Consider the following 16,806-nt stretch of genomic DNA (forward strand, 5'->3'; position numbering starts at 1 on the left):
ATGAACATGAAGCACCTGGAGGCCGCCGTTGAGGATGCCTCCATTGCTGGCTGACTTCATTCATTCCAGGGTCTGCAAACCAATTTGCGCAAAATCCTTGACACTACCGACTGATCCTGTTGGGCGGGTGGGCTTTTTTTGACAGGTTAGGGGGATGGAAAAAGAAAAAGGACACAGCGATACCTCCCGGACACCGCCGTATCCTTAAAAAAGGGCGACTTTATCACACCCCCCGTATTCTCATTTTTTGACAAGAAAACGGCGGCTTGAAATTTGTTATTTCAAAACCGCCTGCTTTCGGTTTGCATCCATACTCAATACTAAATAGCAGCGGTTTAGTTTTTCCGCTTAACCAGCAATCGTACAGCGCAATCAGTTGTCAAAAAGAAAGAGCCGATAACCGCATTTTGATCTGCGTGTTATCGGCTCTGCGTCTGTGCGTCTGGCTCTTTGATAACTGTGGTATTCAGATGTTTTACATTGATTAAAGTCTCTTGTCTACACTTAGGACAGAACAGCGGAAAATATTTTAGTTCTGTGTCCCCACGGATTTTCAGCCTTGTCTTATTTCCGCAAACAGGGCAGCGCAACCATTCTGAAATCACATTTTCCATATCAGTTATCCTCCCTGTCGTAATACTGATTTTTAGGGAGTGTCTTTGTGAGAATAAAAGAATAAGCAATAGTAATTGCAAACAGTACCAACTGGAAGATGATACGCTTTTCTATCGTCAATCCTACCACATTTGCAAAAACACTTGTGATGTTGATTGCGGAGTGGGTAATTATGCAAGGGAACAAACTACCGCCACGATAATAAAGAATGACAAACAGAAAACCAATCGCAATCGCCCCTGTAACTTGAAATAGGTTTTCTACTATTTCCGCACCACTGCCATTCACCAAGTTTAATAAATGTCCCAAACCAAATGTAACACTTGAAATGATAATTGCCGTTTTTACATTGTCTTTTGCTATCGCTTTGAAAAGCAGTCCTCTAAAAATCACTTCTTCTAAAAATCCGACACAAAGCATACAGGCAATATAGCAGACAGTTCCTGTCAAGTTCAAATTAAATGCCGCTCCGTTCCAAAAATTTCTTGTGGCTAAAATTATCAATGGAATATAGAACAGAAAGCGGTTGGCAGATATAGGAGATTTGCAAAGCCCATATCGTTTTAGTAAGTTGTTTTTTACCAGAAAAACCAAGAGGATCACGGACTGTAATATAGAAAAAATAGCACTTGCAGAATATTCAACCCCTATTTTCTGATTTAGTGGATTGGCTAAAGATTGCAGAACACAATAAACCACAATCCATACGATCGTAAAGGTCAGTTCGCTTTTTTCATATAGCTTTCTCATTTCGTTTCCTCCTGTGACGCTAATACCGCACCAGTATAAGCTCGTTCTATATGCGTTCTTATGAGTTCTTCATCATACTCTAATGAATTGTTTGCAATAATACTTGCATAGCCATGAGCGAATAAAAAAACCGTCAAAAAAATTTCTTTCACTTGCTCTATGCTTCCTCCGACTGCTCCTTGCATTGCCAAAAGAACAGGCATAAGTTCTTCGGCATCTATCATTTCAAGTAAAGTCCTTCCAGCAAAAAAGTTTGATTGAAAAAGGAAGCGGAACAAATGCGGTTCTTCAACTGCAAAACGGATATAGTTCAACCCAATTCCAAGCATAACACCCTTTTGCGGGCTTTTAATATTCATCAGGTATTCAGAATGATAGCCGTCTGCTTTTGCATAAGCAGCTTCTTTCAATTCCTCAATCGTTGCAAAGTGATACATAACGGGCTGAGTAGAGCAGTTTAGCTTTTTTGCGACTGTCCTTGCGTTAATATTTTCTGCACCCGCTTCACGAGCAACCTCAAAGGCAGCGTCAATGACCATTTCTTTTGTAATCTTTGCTCTCGGTGGCACGCTTCGCTCCTCCTATAATCAGTGTTATATAACAATGATTATATATCCGGTTTTTGGAAATGTCAATACCTTGATTAGAAATTCCTCAAAAGCACCAACTATGGGAAGAAATACCAGTATAACTTGACGAGTTAAATGCCATGTTTACCTAAGATGAAATTAAACAGTCAGTAGTATGAAATATACAATCGTTCAAATAATAGCACCTGAAATGTAAAATTACATTAGGTGATATTATAAAGATTGAAAGAGATGAACGACGGTTTGATTTTCACGATATAGGGCTCGCCATCAAGCGGGCGCGGGAGGCCAGCGGGATGACGCAGGAGCAACTGGCCTATATTGTTGACCGGGCTCCGCGTACCATCATGTATAACGAGAATGACGGTCAACACCCAAGCCTCAACACCTTTTATCAGATGGTCACAATGTTTGATATATCGGTAGATCAATATTTCTATCCGTCCAAGAATAAGGGGAGCGAGTGCAGAAAGCGGATTGACGCCATGCTCAACGCCCTGGACGAAAAAGAACTAAAAATTGTAGAAGCCACGATCCAAGCGATGAAAGCGGCTAAGGAAACGGAGGATGCGTAAGAAAAGCGTGTACCTCCGTTTTTTCGCGCCATTTTCGGGGGTTGCACAAAACGGCAAGCAATTCGGGTGTGGCCACACTCCGAAATTTTCACAGGCCGCAGGCCCGTGAAAATGCTTGTTGGGGAGCTCCCCAAACCCGCCGGACTTCTGGACACTTTGTCCAGAAGTCCCTGGTTGTCTGCGGCCCGGAGCTATCGCTCCTGGGCCTTATTTTCACGCCCATCCGTATGGCCGAGCAGATGGTCAATGTTCGCCTTGACCGCCACGGCCTGCCGCATTTCCGCCTGGGCCTTGCGGTATTCCGCATAAAGGGCCTTTCTCTTTTCGGAGAGCTCCCGGCGCTCCTTTTTCAGCGCATCCATTTTCGGGAGCTTTGCCCCGCCTAAAAGATCGCTCATAGTAGCTTTGGCCGCCCGGTAGTCAGCCAGCTCTGCCTCGTGCTGGGCCAGGTACTTTTTAGAATACCGGGCCGCCTTGTAGCCGTCGAACACAGGGCGCGTCTTTGCATACTGTACCACCGCGCCCATGAGCTCAGAAGTTTTAGAGAGGGCCGCCTCTGTGTCCCGCAGCTCCCCGGCCAGCTTGTGGGCGCGATCCACCGCCGCCTCGGTGCTGGCGGCCAGCGCGTCATAATCCATCAGATCGTGTTCCCGGAGATATTGGAGCGCGGCGGCCATCTGTTTGAGGTTGTAAACTTTGGCCCACCGCTCATAGCCGGGCCCCTTGCCCTGGGCCATGCGCTCCCTAATGTCGATAATCAGATTGACCCGCCGGGGCGGAGCCGGGCCGTCTTTTGGGAGCTCCGGGATGGGACGCTCCCCGGCAATTACCGCCCGGATGTCATCCGGATCGAAACCGGGGCCCAGGGTTGATGCCCGCAGGCGGGTGTACTTATCCTGCCCAGGGGCCAGGAACGAGATCGCGCCGCCCCGCCCATGCTTCACTTGAAAGCCGGACTCCTCCATAAGCCGCAGGAACGCCGGGAAGTCAGCGGGCCGTTGCCCCAGGGCCTCCACGATGGCCAGCCGCACCCTCTGTTGTGCGGTGGGCGGCTTTTCTCCAATCCACTGGCCATAATGGAGAAAGCGGCCCTTGCTGTGCTGTTTCGGATTTTGGATAACAGACAGCTCATGCTCAATGCACACCCGGTCAGAGAGCCGCCGCACCGCAAAGCTGGAGCCGATGAAGTTATGAAACTTCCGGGAGCAGTCCTGGGCCGTGGAGTTGTAATAAATGTGATTATGAATGTGGCCCTTGTCGATGTGGGTACAAACGAAAAACTGGTACTTGCCCTTTGTCCAGCGCATGGCCGTTTCATAGCCGATTTTGTTGGCCTCCTCCGGCGTGACCTCACCGGGAGGAAACGCCTGCCGGATCTGAAAGAACAGGGCCCCGCGCTCTACGGCCCGGCCCGTTTCCGCCTGGTACTGGCTCTTTGTCAGGAGAAACTCAGCGGGGGCCGACGCCGGATCGCAGAGGTAGGCAGATACGGCCCCCAGCTTTTTCGGATTGAGCCCGTAAGCAAACCGATCCTCCATCGTCTGGACAGCCGTTTTTCCCGCCGCCACCTTGTAGGGCCGGATGTAAGTTGTAGCGATAGCCGCACCTCCTTTCCCAGCAGAAAAAGCGGGCGGCGGTCTGTTTCACCCGCCGCCCGGCACCTCTGGACACTTTGTCCAGAAGTATCAGCTCGCCATAAAGTCCATCGCCGCATACTTCACTCCATGCAGGCGCTCCACCAGCCAGCCGCCCAGGGCCGGGAGCCCAAAGGGGGAAACCAGGAACGCCAGCACAAACATGGCGATGCAGCCTACTGTCTGCCCGGCCAGCAGGCAGAGGATCGCCAGCAGGGACAGGCCCACACAAGCCACAATGCACACCGCCCCCGCCACGCAGGACAGGAACGTAAGCACAGCCACAATGAGGATCAGGGCCAGGACAAAGGGAGCCGCGATGATTTTTAAGATTGTCCGCATCGTTCATACCTCCTACAAAAGTTCGTTGTTTGCCTCTATATGTATATTATAACTCCGCAGGAGGGGGCCAACAAGGATGCCTCGGCTATCCCCACCTCTGGACAAAATGTCCAGAAGTCGAGATAGCCGGGGAACGGCAAAACCGCTCCCCGGCAGGTCAGAGCCGCACGATGGCGGAGAGCTTTTCCAGCAGATCGGAAAGGGGCCGCCACAGCTTTTCATAGTCCCGTTGCAGAGCCGTAATCTCCTCCGGGTAAATGCCGCCGTAGGTATTCGCCTGGATCGCCACCTGGTTTAGATTGTTGGAGCACCGCCGCTGGAGCGACACCAGCTCCTGGACGGGTGACAGGTCAACATGGAGCACATACCCATTGAGGGCCATTTTCCGCATATAGGCCCCCATATTGCGGATGCCCGCCTCGGCCATGCGCTCCCGGATCAGCGCCAGCTCCTCCTCGGACACCATCACATGGAGATGGATGGGGCGGCGGCGTTTTTTTGTCACCGCTCCTCCCGTTCCAGACTCCGGCAGACGCGGGGCGGCTCCTTTACCTTGTCCAGCGCCTTTTCCCGTTCCGGGGGCTGGGCGGGGATCGGCGTATTGAATACTCCGGAGAGCCGCAGGGCTTCCTGGTTGGCAAAATCCTGTTCACGCTTCTTTTCCATAACAGTCCTCCTATCTGTCGCCCCGGTCAGGGGCTTTCTTTTTGGGGCCGTCCGGGGCCTTGTTTTCCTGGGCCTCCCGTTGGGCCGCTTTCAGTTGCTCCGCAATCGGGGGCTGGCGTTTGGCTTCCTTGTGGGCCCGCGCCGCCTCCTGGCGTTCCACGCCACGGGCAAAGTCCGCCAGTTGCTCCGGGGTGATGTATTCTTTCACCACATAACTGCCGAAGTCCGGGTAAAACCACGTCAGCCGCTTTTGATCCGGGACACGGTGAGCGTCCTCCCATTTTCCTACCACCTGGGCCTGGGCATCCATCTGCCGCCGAATATCCAGGTTATTGCGGGAGGGCCGGAGCTCATAATCCTGCATTTCCCGTTCCGTCAAGGGATGGGCATAGGTGATGGCTCCCCACGCCTGGAACGCCTCACCCATCACTTGCTGGCGGGTAAAGTATAAATCCATGTGGACAGGGCGGTTAAAATAGCTGTTCGGGTAGGTGCCGATGTCGATAGGCCGCTGGGTGGAGTAGTACAGATAGGTTTCCTTGTCCGGGGCCTGCTCCACTTCCTGCACATGGTAGCGCCGCTGGTAGTCCTCGGCCCGATTGAGTAAGTCCCGTTCCGCCATATCCGGCTCATTCATGTAGTGGCCCCAAAAGTAATTCCGCTGGCCGTCCTGCTCATTAAACCGCCACGTCACATAGGGATTAGGGGCCCTGCTATTTTCCCCAAGGGCAAAACCGCACTGATTGTCAAACAGGATCGTGCGGCGGATCACATAGCCTTGATTTTCTTCCAGAATAACACCTCCTTAGATGCCCCGCCACCTCTGGACAAAGTGTCCAGAAGCGGCGGGGGTAGATGTGGAAAGCATTTGAGCAAAATAAGGGCAGGCCATAGAAAGATACGGCCCACCCCCAAAAGGGCCCCGGAAAGCCTTGATACAAGCGGGTTTTCCAGAGCCTAATTTTCCACACATCACCTCCGCTTTTTCCGCATATAGTCCCGCTTTTGCCGCCGCAGGGCAATCCGGGCACAGGACTCGGAGCAGTAGGCCATGCGCCCATCCGCAGGGACGGCCCCGCCACAGACCGGGCAAATCTTGAAATCCGGCCTGGGGCCCTCACTCAGCAGGGACACCTCCAGGGCCGGATCAAGGGGCAGGACAGCCTCCCGAAAGTAGCGGCAGTAAGCGCCCGTCCAGCATTTCCCCAGCATATAGCACTCACAGTCCAGGGGCAGGCACCCATATTCCCGGTCATAGTTAGCGCACCATTTTGTTACCAGGGCGCGGATCGCCCGTTTTTCCTCGCGTGTCAGTTCACGGGCCAAGCCGTCACCTCCCGCCAGCCGGGGCCCGCATGAGCTCCCGGTAGCAGGACACACAGCCGATGCCCCGCCAGTAGGGACACCCGGAGCACCGGGAGCCCCTGGGCGGTTTCGCCGGGGCAGGAGCCTGGGGACGGGGCTTCTGCTTCATCATTTTTTCAAAGGGGCTGTCGGTAAACCTCATTTGTCAGCCTCCTCTCCGTCCTCGTCCTCCTCATCCCAGGGCGGGCCGTCATCGTCCTCGTCCCCGTAGCCGTCCGGCCCGTCATAGTCATCCAGCTCCCCGCCATAGTCCTCCTGGGGTTCGGCGGCTTTCTGCTGTTTGGGGCGCAGTACCTTGAAATAGAACGCCGCGCCGCCGCCCACTAAGGCCACGGCCAGCACCGCCAGGAGCATCCCCATGTTGCCGCCCGTTTCTGGCTCGGCCTCCTCCGGGGTGGGTTCCTCGGTTTCCGTGGGTTCCGGCTCCGGCTCAACGCCCGCGCACTTGTTCATATTGACCGAGCAGACGGCGCACTCTGTATTCACGGCACCCGCCGCGCATTTTTCAGAGCAGGAGCAGACCGCCTGCTCCACCCCGGCGGCCTCGGCTGCGGCCAGCAGATCGGCCTCGTCTACCACGCTGAAGAAGTAGGTTTCATACTGCTCGCCCTCCTCGTCCACGGGCTTGTCGTAGTCAATGACGATGTAAAAGGTGTTTCCGCCCGCCGTCTGGACGGTAATAAACTGCTTGTTGGTGTGCTCGTCATAGAGCAGATCGCGGGTTACAAGGTTGCCCTCCTCCGAAAAGCCCTCACCCGGTTCGATGGTGGGTTCCGGCTCCGGGGCCTGGGTTTCCTCGGTCATAGTGGGATCGCCATAGTCCGCGCCCTCACCGCCGTCCGCATAGGCATAGGCCGGGACGCTAAATCCGCATAAAAGAACGGCGGCACACAGCGCCGCCGCCATCACCCGAAAGCGTTTCATCTTCAATTTTCCTCCTTTCCGCCGTCCCCGGACTTCTGGACACTTTGTCCAGAAGTGCCGTCCCGGAGCCGCTGGAGCACCAGGGGGAGCTCCTCCAGGGAAATGCTCATGCCCCGCACGATGTCCACGATCTCGCTGTTTTCGGCCTCCTGCTTGTTCTTTTCCAGCTCCTTGAGCCGGGCCTGCTGTTCGCTGATTTTGGCCTTGACCTTATCAATCTCGGCCTGGATTTTCTGGCTTTTGCTTACCGCCATAGATACCTCCTTATCAGGGTAAACGCCCGTAGGCGTAGAAATGGGATTGCCAGTAACTTGTATTCAAATTTGCATATTGGATGGGATCGCCACAGTGGATCATCATCCCGTCCCCCACATAGATGCCACAGTGGGACACGCCCGCCGTGTCATAGGTGCCGACAAAGAACACCAGATCGCCGGGCTTTGGATTGCTGGTAGGGGTGCAGATGTTATAGAGCCCCTGGGCCCCCAGGCGGCCCACATTCCAACCGCTGTGATTGATGACCCAGGACACGAAGCCGGAGCAATCAAAGGACGTAGCTGGGGAGCTCCCGCCCCACACATAGGGATACTCCTTTGCTTTACCCTCTTCAAGACAGGAACGCTGGCAAAAAGTGTACTGAATGCCCATTAAGAGAGAGGAGGTTTTTCATTGGCAGCATATATCCCTGTACCCCGTGACCTGACAAGGGTAAAATCCAAGGTATTCTGCAACCTGACCCGTCGGCAGCTTCTCTGTTTTGGAGCTGCTGCACTTATCGGAGTGCCGATTTTCTTTCTGGTCAAGACAACCGGCAACATCAGTCTGGCAGCTATGAGCATGATAATCGTCATGCTCCCTTTGTTTTTCCTTGCAATGTACGAGAAAGACGGACAGCCTTTGGAGGTGGTTGCCAATCATTTCATTCAGGCGAAATTTATTCGCCCCAAGGTGCGTCCGTACCAAACCAACAACTATTATAATGCCCTCATGCGTCAGCATGAACTGGAAAAGGAGGTAAAGAAGATTGTTCTTTCTGGAGAAATTCAAGTCACTCGCTGGGAAAAAGCAGCAGACAAGAGCGGTGACACTTCCCAGCAAGCTCACTTGTAAGGAGCGTCGAGAAATACAGGCAGCGTATGAGAGAGCCAAAAGGGATACTCCTGACGGGAATATGACACTGGTGGACGATGAGGGCAACACCCCCGAAGCTGGCAAACAGTTTATCACGGTTGTCACCAAGACAGGCAACTATTTCTATCTGATCATCGACCGTGATGATGAGGGCAAGGAAACGGTTCACTTCCTCAACCAAGTGGATGAAGCTGACCTGATGAAGTTGATGGACGAGGAGGAGCTGGAACAGTTTGCTCCTACTGAGGAAGTAGAGCCTGAACCTACCCCCGAACCGGAGCCTGAGCCGGAAGTTCCAGAGGAGGAACCCGAGCCGGAATCCAAAGTGAACTTCCTGCCTGCGGTACTTTTGATGCTGGCTCTTGCTGGTGGCGGTGGATTCTTCCTCTATAAGAAGTTCCAGGAAAAGAAAGCCCAACAGGAGCAGGATAAGCCTGATCCTGATGCCGATTATACCGATGATGAGGACTACGGCTATCAGGAGGACGATGATATGGAGGAAGATCAGGAGGATTTTGACGAGGAGGACGAAAATTACGGAACTCAGAAAAGTTGAGCAGAAATTTCAAAAAAACACCTGGGGTCATAGTCACCCCAGGTGTCATGTTACTTGTGATTTTTCACAATTCCAGCTATTGTTGGCTGCTTTAATCCAAAGATTTTCCCGATGAATTCTTGTGTCATTTTCTCTTTCTTATACAAACGATATATCTCGTCATTGCGTTCTGATTTACTTTCAAATGGATAGATTTGAATCTCTCTGCGATCTATCATATAACCTTTATCCTTCAAAATAAAGAATCTTCTATGACCATCAGGATCATAAACCTGCAATTCAAGTTTTCTATATCCCTTTTTGGTTATGGATATAGAAAAATTCTCAATTTGTCCATTGCCGACTACATTTTGAATTTCAGACTGATTGAATGGGATTAGTGAATTACTCATAATGGTACATTCCTTTCAATATATTCAGATACAAAACAATGATGTTCGATATGAGCATATCAAATTACATTGTTGATGTCAAGATTAAATTTAAAAGGAGTTGATGCAAGTGAAATTGGTACTGGCTGAGAAGCCCTCAGCCGCACAGAGCTTTGCTAAAGTTCTGGGAGCTACCAAGCGTGAAGATGGCTAACAAGGCTATTCTGACGGTTAGAAAAGAAAGCAGTCCAAAGCAGAGAGAAAGCTTCGTAAATGAATGGTACCGCAACCTCTTGAAACAGGAAGTGGCGAAATATCTCCCCAAGTGGGAAAAAACTACAGGGCTTTAGCGATGAACTCTGGCCCAAACGCAACGGAGTACCACCTAAAAAGTACGGCATATCCCTTCATCGCCGGGTTCGCTCGTCCCCTCCTCGCTACCAATTTGTCCCGGTGGCTCCTCGAAATCAGCCTTACCAGCGGCGGGCCTTTTAAGAAATAGGCCTGACTAGAGCTTGATATTTGAGGTGAAAAGGGCATCGAAGGATACGGATGGAGCCGATTTTAGAGCAGGATTCGAGCGAAAAATGAGTCAAAAGCTGCTACTATTACTGTTAGTAGCAGGTCATTTTTGAGGCGTTTTGCTGGCCACTTTTAGTCTGAAAACTGGCCATTTGCCCACTTTTGATTTGAAACTGGCCAGAAATCTTTCAATTCTTGCACGAAAAAAGGGCCGAAAATGGTGAAAAATTGGCCATTTGCCCACTTTCTGCCCACTTTTATTTTCAAAAGTGGCCAACTGGCCAGCAAGGGAATTTTGACGGGTTTCCGGTGGATATTTGCGATTTTGGAGCCGAAGTCTGGTCGAACCCTCAAAGTTCCCCTTTCAAAATGGATGGAGGTGTGCTATACTGGCAATGCGACACAGTTTCATATATTTATTAGCTTACGGGGAAAATGCTTTAATCGCACTCGCTCCAAACATGACCGGTACTGCCATCATAAATGTAAACTCAGCTGCCGCCACTCGTGACACTCCAATTATACGTGCACCGATGATAGTTGCTCCTGATCGGGATGTTCCAGGTAATACAGCCGCAATAAGCTGAAACATGCCAATCCATAGTGCTGCTTGATAAGTTAATTTCTCGACAGATTCTATGGTCGGCGTTCTCTCTTTATTTTGGTGCTCCACCACCAGAAATAACACGCCAAACAAAGCAAGCATGGTAATCACCACGAGCGGGTGAAAGAAAAGAGCATTCAACATATCACTCCACAGGATACCGATAACTCCGGCAGGAATACAAGCTACAATAATCTTTGGCCACAGAGCTAAAACATCCTTTTTCAGATGGGGCTTACCATGAAACGAAACTGGACAAAGCTTACTCCAAAACAGAAGAAGTACAGCCAAAATTGCACCAAGTTGGATTACTACATAGAACATCTCCATGAACTCCGGTGTCATATCAAGCTGGAGGAACTCATCCAGTAAAATCATGTGTCCTGTACTGCTAATGGGCAACCACTCCGTAACTCCTTGCACCACACCAAAAACTACCGCTTTGATAATTTCCACAGTATCCATTTTATTTCACCTCCAGTAATATATACAGATAATTATCTCTTTCAAAAAAGGCGGAGGGTGCCCCCTCCGCCTTTTTGCTTATTTATGAATATGCTTTTTAATGGTCTTTACAATTTCTACTTGTAGGATTGACATAAGGGACAGCCCAATGACGATTAGCCACTGTGTGCCATCCAACAAGGTCAACCGGAACGCATTTTGCAGCGCAGGAACAAGCAGAATGCACGCCATCAGAAGAGCAGATACCACGAAGGAAACGATCAACCAAGGATTGATCCCTTCTGCCCGCACCCAGATAGGCTCCGTATTGGAGCGCTGATTAAAAGCGCGAAGCATCTGCGAGAAGGCCAGTACACAGAACGCCATTGTCTGACCGGTCACATGGCCGCCCATGCTTGCGCCGATCCAGTAAGCGCAGGTGGTCATGGCCGCCACAAAGATGCCTTGTATAATAACACGGCGTACCAGATCTTTTTCAAACAGAGTGCCCGATTTTACTGGCTTATGCTTCATAATGTTCTTGCTGGCCGGATCAATACCCAGTGCCAGGGCAGGCAAGGTAGCCGTGGCAAGGTTTACCCACAAAATGTGAACGGCCAGAAGGGGTGCATCCCAGTTAAACAGGGTTGCAACAAACAAGGTTAGAATTTCTGCGATATTACCAACCAAAAGGAACTGGATTACCTTCTGGATATTGCGGTAGACACGACGGCCTTCCTTGATGGCATAAGCAATCGTGGTAAAGCTGTCATCCAGCAAGATCATGTCGGCGGCATCCTTGGCCACATCCGTACCGGTGATACCCATCGCAACACCGATGTCCGCTGCTTTCAGGGCGGGGGAGTCATTGACACCGTCACCCGTCATAGCCGCTACTTCACCGGTGCGTTTCAAACTCTGGATGATACGCAGTTTATCCGCAGGGGATACACGGGCGAAGACGGTTGTTGTTTTTACCGCATCGTCCAATTCGTCATCCGTCATCGTATCCAGTTCCTCACCGGATACGACGGTGTTGCCCTCTCGGTAAATATCCAGCTCTTTCGCAATGGCAAGGGCTGTCACCTTATGGTCGCCGGTGATCATAATCGTTCGGATGCCCGCCTGACGGCAGGTACGCACGGAATCGGCTACTTCCTTTCGGGGCGGGTCGATCATTCCGGTTACACCCACAAAAGTCATGTCAAATTCTACATTCTCATCATCATCTGTAGGTAGCTCCATGAGGGTGCGCATGGCAAAGCCAAGCACACGCAAGGCACCCTCCGACATGGATAGGCAAAGTTTTGTAATGTTTTCTTTGTCAGCCTCCGTGATGGGTCGCACACCTTCCGAAGTCAGAATATGAGTACACAGGGGCAGCATTTCATCCACCGCACCCTTGGTATAAGAAATCCACTTTTCATTGATGCGGTGAACAGTGGTCATCCTCTTACGCTCAGAATCAAAAGGCTGCTCAAAAAAGCGGGGATATTCATCCTCCAGGGCTTCATGGTCGATTCCAAACGCCTGTGCCATATAGATCAGCGCACCCTCTGTGGGGTCGCCGATGATTTCTCCCTTTCTATCTGGGTCAAGGCTGGCGTCATTACAGAGAGCTGCTGCATAAACCAATTCTCTATATACCGCAGGATGCTGTTTGGCGGCATTTCCAATCGGGGTAGTTGTGCCGTTTTCAAAATCTCCGTTGACTGCAATATGTGTTACCGTCATTTTATTGAGTGTAAGAGTACCGGTTTTATCGGAGCAAATGACAGTTGCACCACCCAGAGTTTCTACTGCGGGCAATTTGCGAATCAACGCATTTTTCTTTGCCATACGCTGCACGCCCAGCGCCATCACAATCGTGGCTGTGGCAGGCAGACCTTCAGGGATGATAGAAATTGCCAGCGAAATTGCAACCAAGAACTGCGGAATCAGCGGGCGCTGATAGAAAGCGCCGATGGCAAAGATCAGGGCACAGACGATTAGTCCAACGATGGTCAGAGTCTTACCAACCGCATTCAGTTTCCGTTTTAAGGGTGTATCCGTATCGTCCTGATTATCCAGCATACCGGCGATATTACCTACCTCGGTATCCATGCCGGTGGCTACTACAACGCCAGTCGCTCGTCCGTATGTGACAATGGCTGAGGTGTACGCCATATTACTGCGGTCACCCAGAGGGCAGTCTTCTGGCAGAATATCTTCTGCTTCCTTTTCAGAAGGGACGGATTCGCCGGTCAAAGAAGCCTCCTGCACTTTCAAATTGGCGGAATCTATCAGGCGTAAGTCCGCCGGAACCATATCTCCATCGCCAAGCATCACAACGTCACCCACTACCAACTCGCTGGCGGGTATAACGCTCTCCTCCCCCTGGCGCAAAACCCGAGCCGTTGGGGCACTCATATTGCGCAGAGCTTCCAGAGAGGACTGTGCTTTCTTTTCCTGCACAATACCGATGACGGCGTTGACGATTACAATAATAAAGATTACCGCCGCCTCTGTCCACTCCTGTAAAATTGCGGAAAAAGCTGCCGCGCCGATGAGGATAAGTACCATCGGGTCAATGATCTGCGCTTTCAGCATTTGTAGAATGGTTTTGGGCGGTTTCGAGCGCAGTTCATTGCGCCCATATTTTTTCAGCCTTTCGGCAGCCTCGGCGTCACCTAATCCTTCCTCGGAGGTATGTAAAGTTTCATAGACCTCCGTAAGTTTCCGTGCGTGCCAAGGCGTCTGTCTGTGTCGATCCATAATGGATCAATCACTCCTTTCTTTGATAAAATTTATATTCTGACCGCCTTTCAGCGGTGATCAGCAAAAAAGAACACAAATAGACATAGCCTGCTGTCTAACAATTAGACGCAGGTTATGCCTATTATATATAAAACCTATTCAATTTATAGTTATTGTTACTTCGATCAGCGTCGCTACTGTCGGCGTTGTCCATAGTAAGTCTTTCAATTCCCTTCTTTGAATAATTTGTTTTTTATTATATAGGGAAACCCGCAAGAAGTCAAGGCTGAATTGGGAAGTTCATACTAATTTTAATTTTGAGCGTTTCAAGTTCTCTTTTATAACATGGAAATTTAGATTCACTGACGTTTGCCTATCTTTTATTAAGAAATTAAAGAAAATAAATTCATAGATTACCGCAAAGGTTTTTGTAAAAAACACCCTTGACAAATCTCTTTCCAGAAAAAGATGTTAGAGGACTTTGCCCGCCGGAATGGGCTGCCGAACCCTACCCACTTCACCGATGACGGCGTATCAGGAACCCGCTTTGACCGTCCTGGCTTTCTGGCGATGATGGAGGAAGTCGAGGCCGGACGGGTGGAGGCCATCGTCATAAAGGACATGAGCCGCCTGGGACGCGACTATCTGAAAGTCGGCCAGGTCATGGAGATTTTGCGGCAGCGCGGTGTCCGGCTGATCGCCATCAATGACGGTGTGGACAGTCTGAAAGGCGATGATGATTTTACCCCTTTCCGCAACATTATGAACGAGTTTTACGCCCGCGACACCAGCCGGAAAATCCGCTCTGTGTTCAAATCCAAAGGTATGAGCGGCAAGCACCTGACCGGCACCGTTATCTACGGCTATCTGTGGGATGAAAAGCGGGAACACTGGCTTGTGGACGAAGAAGCCGCCGAAGTGGTACGCCGTATCTTTTCCCTGACGATGGAGGGCTACGGCCCCTATCAAATCTCCAAACTGCTGTCTGAGGCAAAGGTTGAAATCCCCGCTGTCCATCTGGCACGCTTTCACGAAGGAGTAAACAGGACGAAGCCGGTCAAAGACCCCTACGGCTGGGGATCATCCACCATTGTGAGCATCCTGAAAAAGCGGGAATACCTGGGCCACACCATCAATTTCAAGACCCGCAAGCACTTCAAGGACAAGAAAAGCCACTATGTGGATGAAAGCGAATGGACGATTTTCGAGAATACCCATGAGGCCATCATTGACCAGGAAACCTTTGATAATGTGCAGCGTATCCGGGCAAATGTCAGGCGCTACCCGGACGGCTGGGGCGAGGCCCACCCTCTGACCGGCCTGATGTACTGCGCCGATTGCGGCGGCAAGATGTATGTTCATCGTGTCAATAATGGCAAGCGTGACCCACAGTTTACTTGCAGCCAGTACAGCAAAATCCCATGCGGGACGCTCTGCGGCACACAGCACCGCATCCGGGCCGAGGCTGTCCTGACCCTGATAACCGATATGCTCCGGGCCATCGCGGAGTATTCTAAAAATGACCGGGCCGAGTTTATTCGCACTGTCCAGGAAACGCAGGCCGCCCAGCAGACCGCCGATATATCCAAGAAGCGGAAACGGCTGGCCGCCGCCCAAAAGCGGGCCGGAGAGCTGGAAAAGCTGATTTGCAAAATCTATGAGGACAACGCCCTGGGCAAGCTGCCGGATGCTCGGTATGAGGCCCTGGACGCACAGTACGCCAAAGAGCAGGACGCCCTCAATGCGGAAATCGTGGAACTGGAAAAGGCCGTTACCGGCTATGAGCAAAGCCGGAAATCTGCGGAGAAGTTTATTGCCCTGATTGACAAGTACGAGAACTTCGACACGCTGACAAACACCATGCTCAACGAGTTTGTAGAGAAAATCCTTGTCCATGAGCGCGCCCGCAAAGGCAGCCAGGACACCACGCAGGAGGTTGAAATCTACTTCAATTTTGTGGGCCGGTATATCCCGCCCGCCTTGCAGCCGGTTCCCCTGACCCCAGAGGAACAGGAAGAACTGCGGAAGAAGGAGGAACGCAAGGACAGGCTTCACCAGAACTACTTGCGCCGCAAGGCAAATGGCAAGCAGAAGGAATGGGAAGAACGCTACAACGCCAGGCGCAAGGCGAAAATGGAGGTAGCAAAGGCCGCGATCCGGGCCGAGGATATGGAGAAGGGCATTTTTACCACCGTCAGCCAGTTACCCAAGCAGGAGCCGCGCAAGGCAACCGTATCGGCCAATGCCGCAGTTTAACCATCACAGTGCAAAGGAGGACGAACATGAACGAATTGACTTACACCCGCTGCGGAGATTACTACATCCCCGACCTGAAACTTTCTGAACAGCCGGAGGCCCCCATCGGCAAGTATGGCCGTATGCGGCAACGCTACCTGAAGGAACACCGGCCCGGCCTTTACAGCAGCTTGATTTTGAGCGAAAAGCTGTACCCGCACCTGTTGGAGATTGACCGGGCGGCGCGTGAACGGATGGACGCCATGTTGCCCCGCATGATGGAGGCGGCGGGCGTCACCGAAGAACTGAAAGCCCGTGACCCTATGCGCTGGGTGGGGCTGATGAACACGCTGAAAACGCAGGTGGAGGAAACTATATTTGAGGAAATAATCTATCAATAGGACTATCGAAAAGGCGGATTGAAATCAAGAAGTGACCTCAATCCGCCTTTTCATTTTTACGGCAACCTGTTCTTATCTCCCCAGTCACACATTCCGTCCAGAATGGGAATGAGTGACTTTCCTCTCTCCGTCAAACTGTATTCTACTTTTGGCGGAATTTGCGGGTATTCTTCCCGATGAACAAGCTGGTCGGCCTCCAACTCTTTCAAGGTGGAACTAGGGCTTGTTTGAAAAACCAGGAGACTTGTTCTAAGTCAACAGAATTGCAATGGCGGCAAGGTGAACGAAGGCCAAGAAGGAGGTGTCCAGCTTGTCGTATCTGGTAGCAATTCTGCGAAACCACTT

19 protein-coding genes and 5 pseudogenes are annotated in these 16,806 nt (G+C 51.2%); 6 read left to right on the forward strand and 18 right to left on the reverse strand.

The window, feature by feature from the left end; translation table 11 throughout:
* Positions 1-419: 419 nt before the first annotated feature.
* From B5F88_RS15340 to B5F88_RS15350, 3 genes are read right to left on the reverse strand one after another with little or no spacing between them, the layout of a single operon-like run.
* Positions 420-614, reverse strand: coding sequence for a cysteine-rich KTR domain-containing protein (locus B5F88_RS15340; RefSeq protein ID WP_087168412.1), 195 nt, complete (start codon positions 612-614; stop codon positions 420-422).
* Between the two features lies 1 nt (position 615).
* Entirely contained in the window at positions 616-1,365 is a 750-nt protein-coding gene (locus B5F88_RS15345) for a CPBP family intramembrane glutamic endopeptidase (RefSeq protein ID WP_087347880.1), read from the reverse strand.
* The gene (locus tag B5F88_RS15350) at positions 1,362-1,934 is read right to left on the reverse strand and encodes a TetR/AcrR family transcriptional regulator (protein ID WP_087347882.1); all 573 of its coding nucleotides are present in this window, start codon (positions 1,932-1,934) and stop codon (positions 1,362-1,364) included. Before B5F88_RS15350 ends, B5F88_RS15345 begins: the two co-directional genes overlap by 4 nt.
* A gap of 236 nt (positions 1,935-2,170) precedes the next feature.
* On the opposite strand from B5F88_RS15350, the gene B5F88_RS15355 reads away from it, so the two are divergent.
* Positions 2,171-2,530, forward strand: a complete 360-nt coding sequence (locus B5F88_RS15355; RefSeq protein WP_087347884.1) for a helix-turn-helix transcriptional regulator — start codon at positions 2,171-2,173, stop codon at positions 2,528-2,530.
* Positions 2,531-2,721: 191 nt separating this feature from the next.
* Here the strand turns inward: B5F88_RS15355 and B5F88_RS15360 are convergent, their stop codons facing one another.
* The 10 genes and pseudogenes from B5F88_RS15360 to B5F88_RS15395 form a co-directional block, all read right to left on the reverse strand.
* Positions 2,722-4,068 carry a relaxase/mobilization nuclease domain-containing protein gene (locus B5F88_RS15360; RefSeq protein ID WP_087347886.1) on the reverse strand — a complete coding sequence of 449 codons (1,347 nt, stop codon included), beginning with the start codon at positions 4,066-4,068 and terminating at the stop codon, positions 2,722-2,724.
* 147 nt (positions 4,069-4,215) lie between these two features.
* A complete protein-coding gene (locus B5F88_RS15365) occupies positions 4,216-4,506 on the reverse strand; it encodes a CD1845 family protein (protein ID WP_087347888.1) in 291 nt (96 codons plus the stop codon).
* Positions 4,507-4,663: 157 nt separating this feature from the next.
* Complete coding sequence (locus B5F88_RS15370; protein WP_022512589.1) at positions 4,664-5,011, reverse strand: plasmid mobilization relaxosome protein MobC; 348 nt, start codon at positions 5,009-5,011, stop codon at positions 4,664-4,666.
* Entirely contained in the window at positions 5,008-5,172 is a 165-nt protein-coding gene (locus tag B5F88_RS21130) for a hypothetical protein (protein ID WP_164510431.1), read from the reverse strand. Before B5F88_RS21130 ends, B5F88_RS15370 begins: the two co-directional genes overlap by 4 nt.
* A 10-nt stretch (positions 5,173-5,182) precedes the next feature.
* The gene (locus B5F88_RS15375) at positions 5,183-5,809 is read right to left on the reverse strand and encodes a hypothetical protein (RefSeq protein WP_242959824.1); all 627 of its coding nucleotides are present in this window, start codon (positions 5,807-5,809) and stop codon (positions 5,183-5,185) included.
* Positions 5,810-6,144: 335 nt separating this feature from the next.
* Positions 6,145-6,498 (reverse strand): cysteine-rich VLP domain-containing protein, encoded by a 354-nt coding sequence (locus B5F88_RS15380; RefSeq protein WP_055152371.1) that lies wholly within the window; start codon positions 6,496-6,498, stop codon positions 6,145-6,147.
* Positions 6,499-6,502: 4 nt separating this feature from the next.
* Positions 6,503-6,679, reverse strand: coding sequence for a hypothetical protein (locus B5F88_RS21135; RefSeq protein WP_164488694.1), 177 nt, complete (start codon positions 6,677-6,679; stop codon positions 6,503-6,505).
* On the reverse strand, positions 6,676-7,461 hold the full coding sequence (locus tag B5F88_RS15385; protein WP_055152373.1) for a DUF4366 domain-containing protein: 786 nt from the start codon (positions 7,459-7,461) through the stop codon (positions 6,676-6,678). The genes B5F88_RS21135 and B5F88_RS15385 overlap by 4 nt, the downstream gene beginning before the upstream one ends.
* Positions 7,462-7,463: 2 nt before the next feature.
* Positions 7,464-7,715: a DUF4315 family protein gene (locus B5F88_RS15390; protein ID WP_055152375.1), complete on the reverse strand. Its 252-nt coding sequence runs from the start codon at positions 7,713-7,715 to the stop codon at positions 7,464-7,466.
* A 13-nt stretch (positions 7,716-7,728) separates the two neighbouring features.
* Positions 7,729-8,049, reverse strand: a pseudogene (locus B5F88_RS15395) (C40 family peptidase); the annotation flags it as partial.
* A gap of 81 nt (positions 8,050-8,130) precedes the next feature.
* On the opposite strand from B5F88_RS15395, the gene B5F88_RS15400 reads away from it, so the two are divergent.
* Together B5F88_RS15400 and B5F88_RS15405 are read left to right on the forward strand one after the other, a co-directional pair.
* Positions 8,131-8,571, forward strand: a complete 441-nt coding sequence (locus B5F88_RS15400; protein WP_087347892.1) for a PrgI family protein — start codon at positions 8,131-8,133, stop codon at positions 8,569-8,571.
* Positions 8,486-9,148 carry a DUF4366 domain-containing protein gene (locus B5F88_RS15405; RefSeq protein WP_087347894.1) on the forward strand — a complete coding sequence of 221 codons (663 nt, stop codon included), beginning with the start codon at positions 8,486-8,488 and terminating at the stop codon, positions 9,146-9,148. The genes B5F88_RS15400 and B5F88_RS15405 overlap by 86 nt, the downstream gene beginning before the upstream one ends.
* Positions 9,149-9,198: 50 nt before the next feature.
* Here the strand turns inward: B5F88_RS15405 and B5F88_RS15410 are convergent, their stop codons facing one another.
* Positions 9,199-9,540 carry a hypothetical protein gene (locus B5F88_RS15410; protein ID WP_087347896.1) on the reverse strand — a complete coding sequence of 114 codons (342 nt, stop codon included), beginning with the start codon at positions 9,538-9,540 and terminating at the stop codon, positions 9,199-9,201.
* Between the two features lie 179 nt (positions 9,541-9,719).
* Between B5F88_RS15410 and B5F88_RS21140 the strand changes: the two genes are divergently transcribed.
* Positions 9,720-9,869 carry a hypothetical protein gene (locus B5F88_RS21140; protein ID WP_204246255.1) on the forward strand — a complete coding sequence of 50 codons (150 nt, stop codon included), beginning with the start codon at positions 9,720-9,722 and terminating at the stop codon, positions 9,867-9,869.
* Between the two features lie 617 nt (positions 9,870-10,486).
* Here the strand turns inward: B5F88_RS21140 and B5F88_RS15420 are convergent.
* Positions 10,487-11,110: pseudogene (locus B5F88_RS15420) on the reverse strand (undecaprenyl-diphosphate phosphatase); the annotation flags it as partial.
* A 78-nt stretch (positions 11,111-11,188) separates the two neighbouring features.
* Positions 11,189-13,843, reverse strand: coding sequence for a cation-translocating P-type ATPase (locus tag B5F88_RS15425; RefSeq protein WP_087347900.1), 2,655 nt, complete (start codon positions 13,841-13,843; stop codon positions 11,189-11,191).
* A 432-nt stretch (positions 13,844-14,275) separates the two neighbouring features.
* Between B5F88_RS15425 and B5F88_RS15430 the strand changes: the two are divergent.
* Positions 14,276-16,081, forward strand: a pseudogene (locus tag B5F88_RS15430) (DUF4368 domain-containing protein); the annotation flags it as partial.
* Between the two features lie 26 nt (positions 16,082-16,107).
* Positions 16,108-16,461: a TnpV protein gene (locus B5F88_RS15435; RefSeq protein WP_087347904.1), complete on the forward strand. Its 354-nt coding sequence runs from the start codon at positions 16,108-16,110 to the stop codon at positions 16,459-16,461.
* 56 nt (positions 16,462-16,517) lie between these two features.
* Here the strand turns inward: B5F88_RS15435 and B5F88_RS15440 are convergent.
* Together B5F88_RS15440 and B5F88_RS20340 are read right to left on the reverse strand one after the other, a co-directional pair.
* A pseudogene (locus B5F88_RS15440) lies at positions 16,518-16,679 on the reverse strand (winged helix-turn-helix transcriptional regulator); the annotation flags it as partial.
* Positions 16,680-16,710: 31 nt separating this feature from the next.
* A pseudogene (locus tag B5F88_RS20340) lies at positions 16,711-16,806 on the reverse strand (IS5/IS1182 family transposase); the annotation flags it as partial.

The organism is Flavonifractor sp. An306 (assembly GCF_002159455.1).
GTDB lineage: Bacteria > Bacillota > Clostridia > Oscillospirales > Oscillospiraceae > Flavonifractor.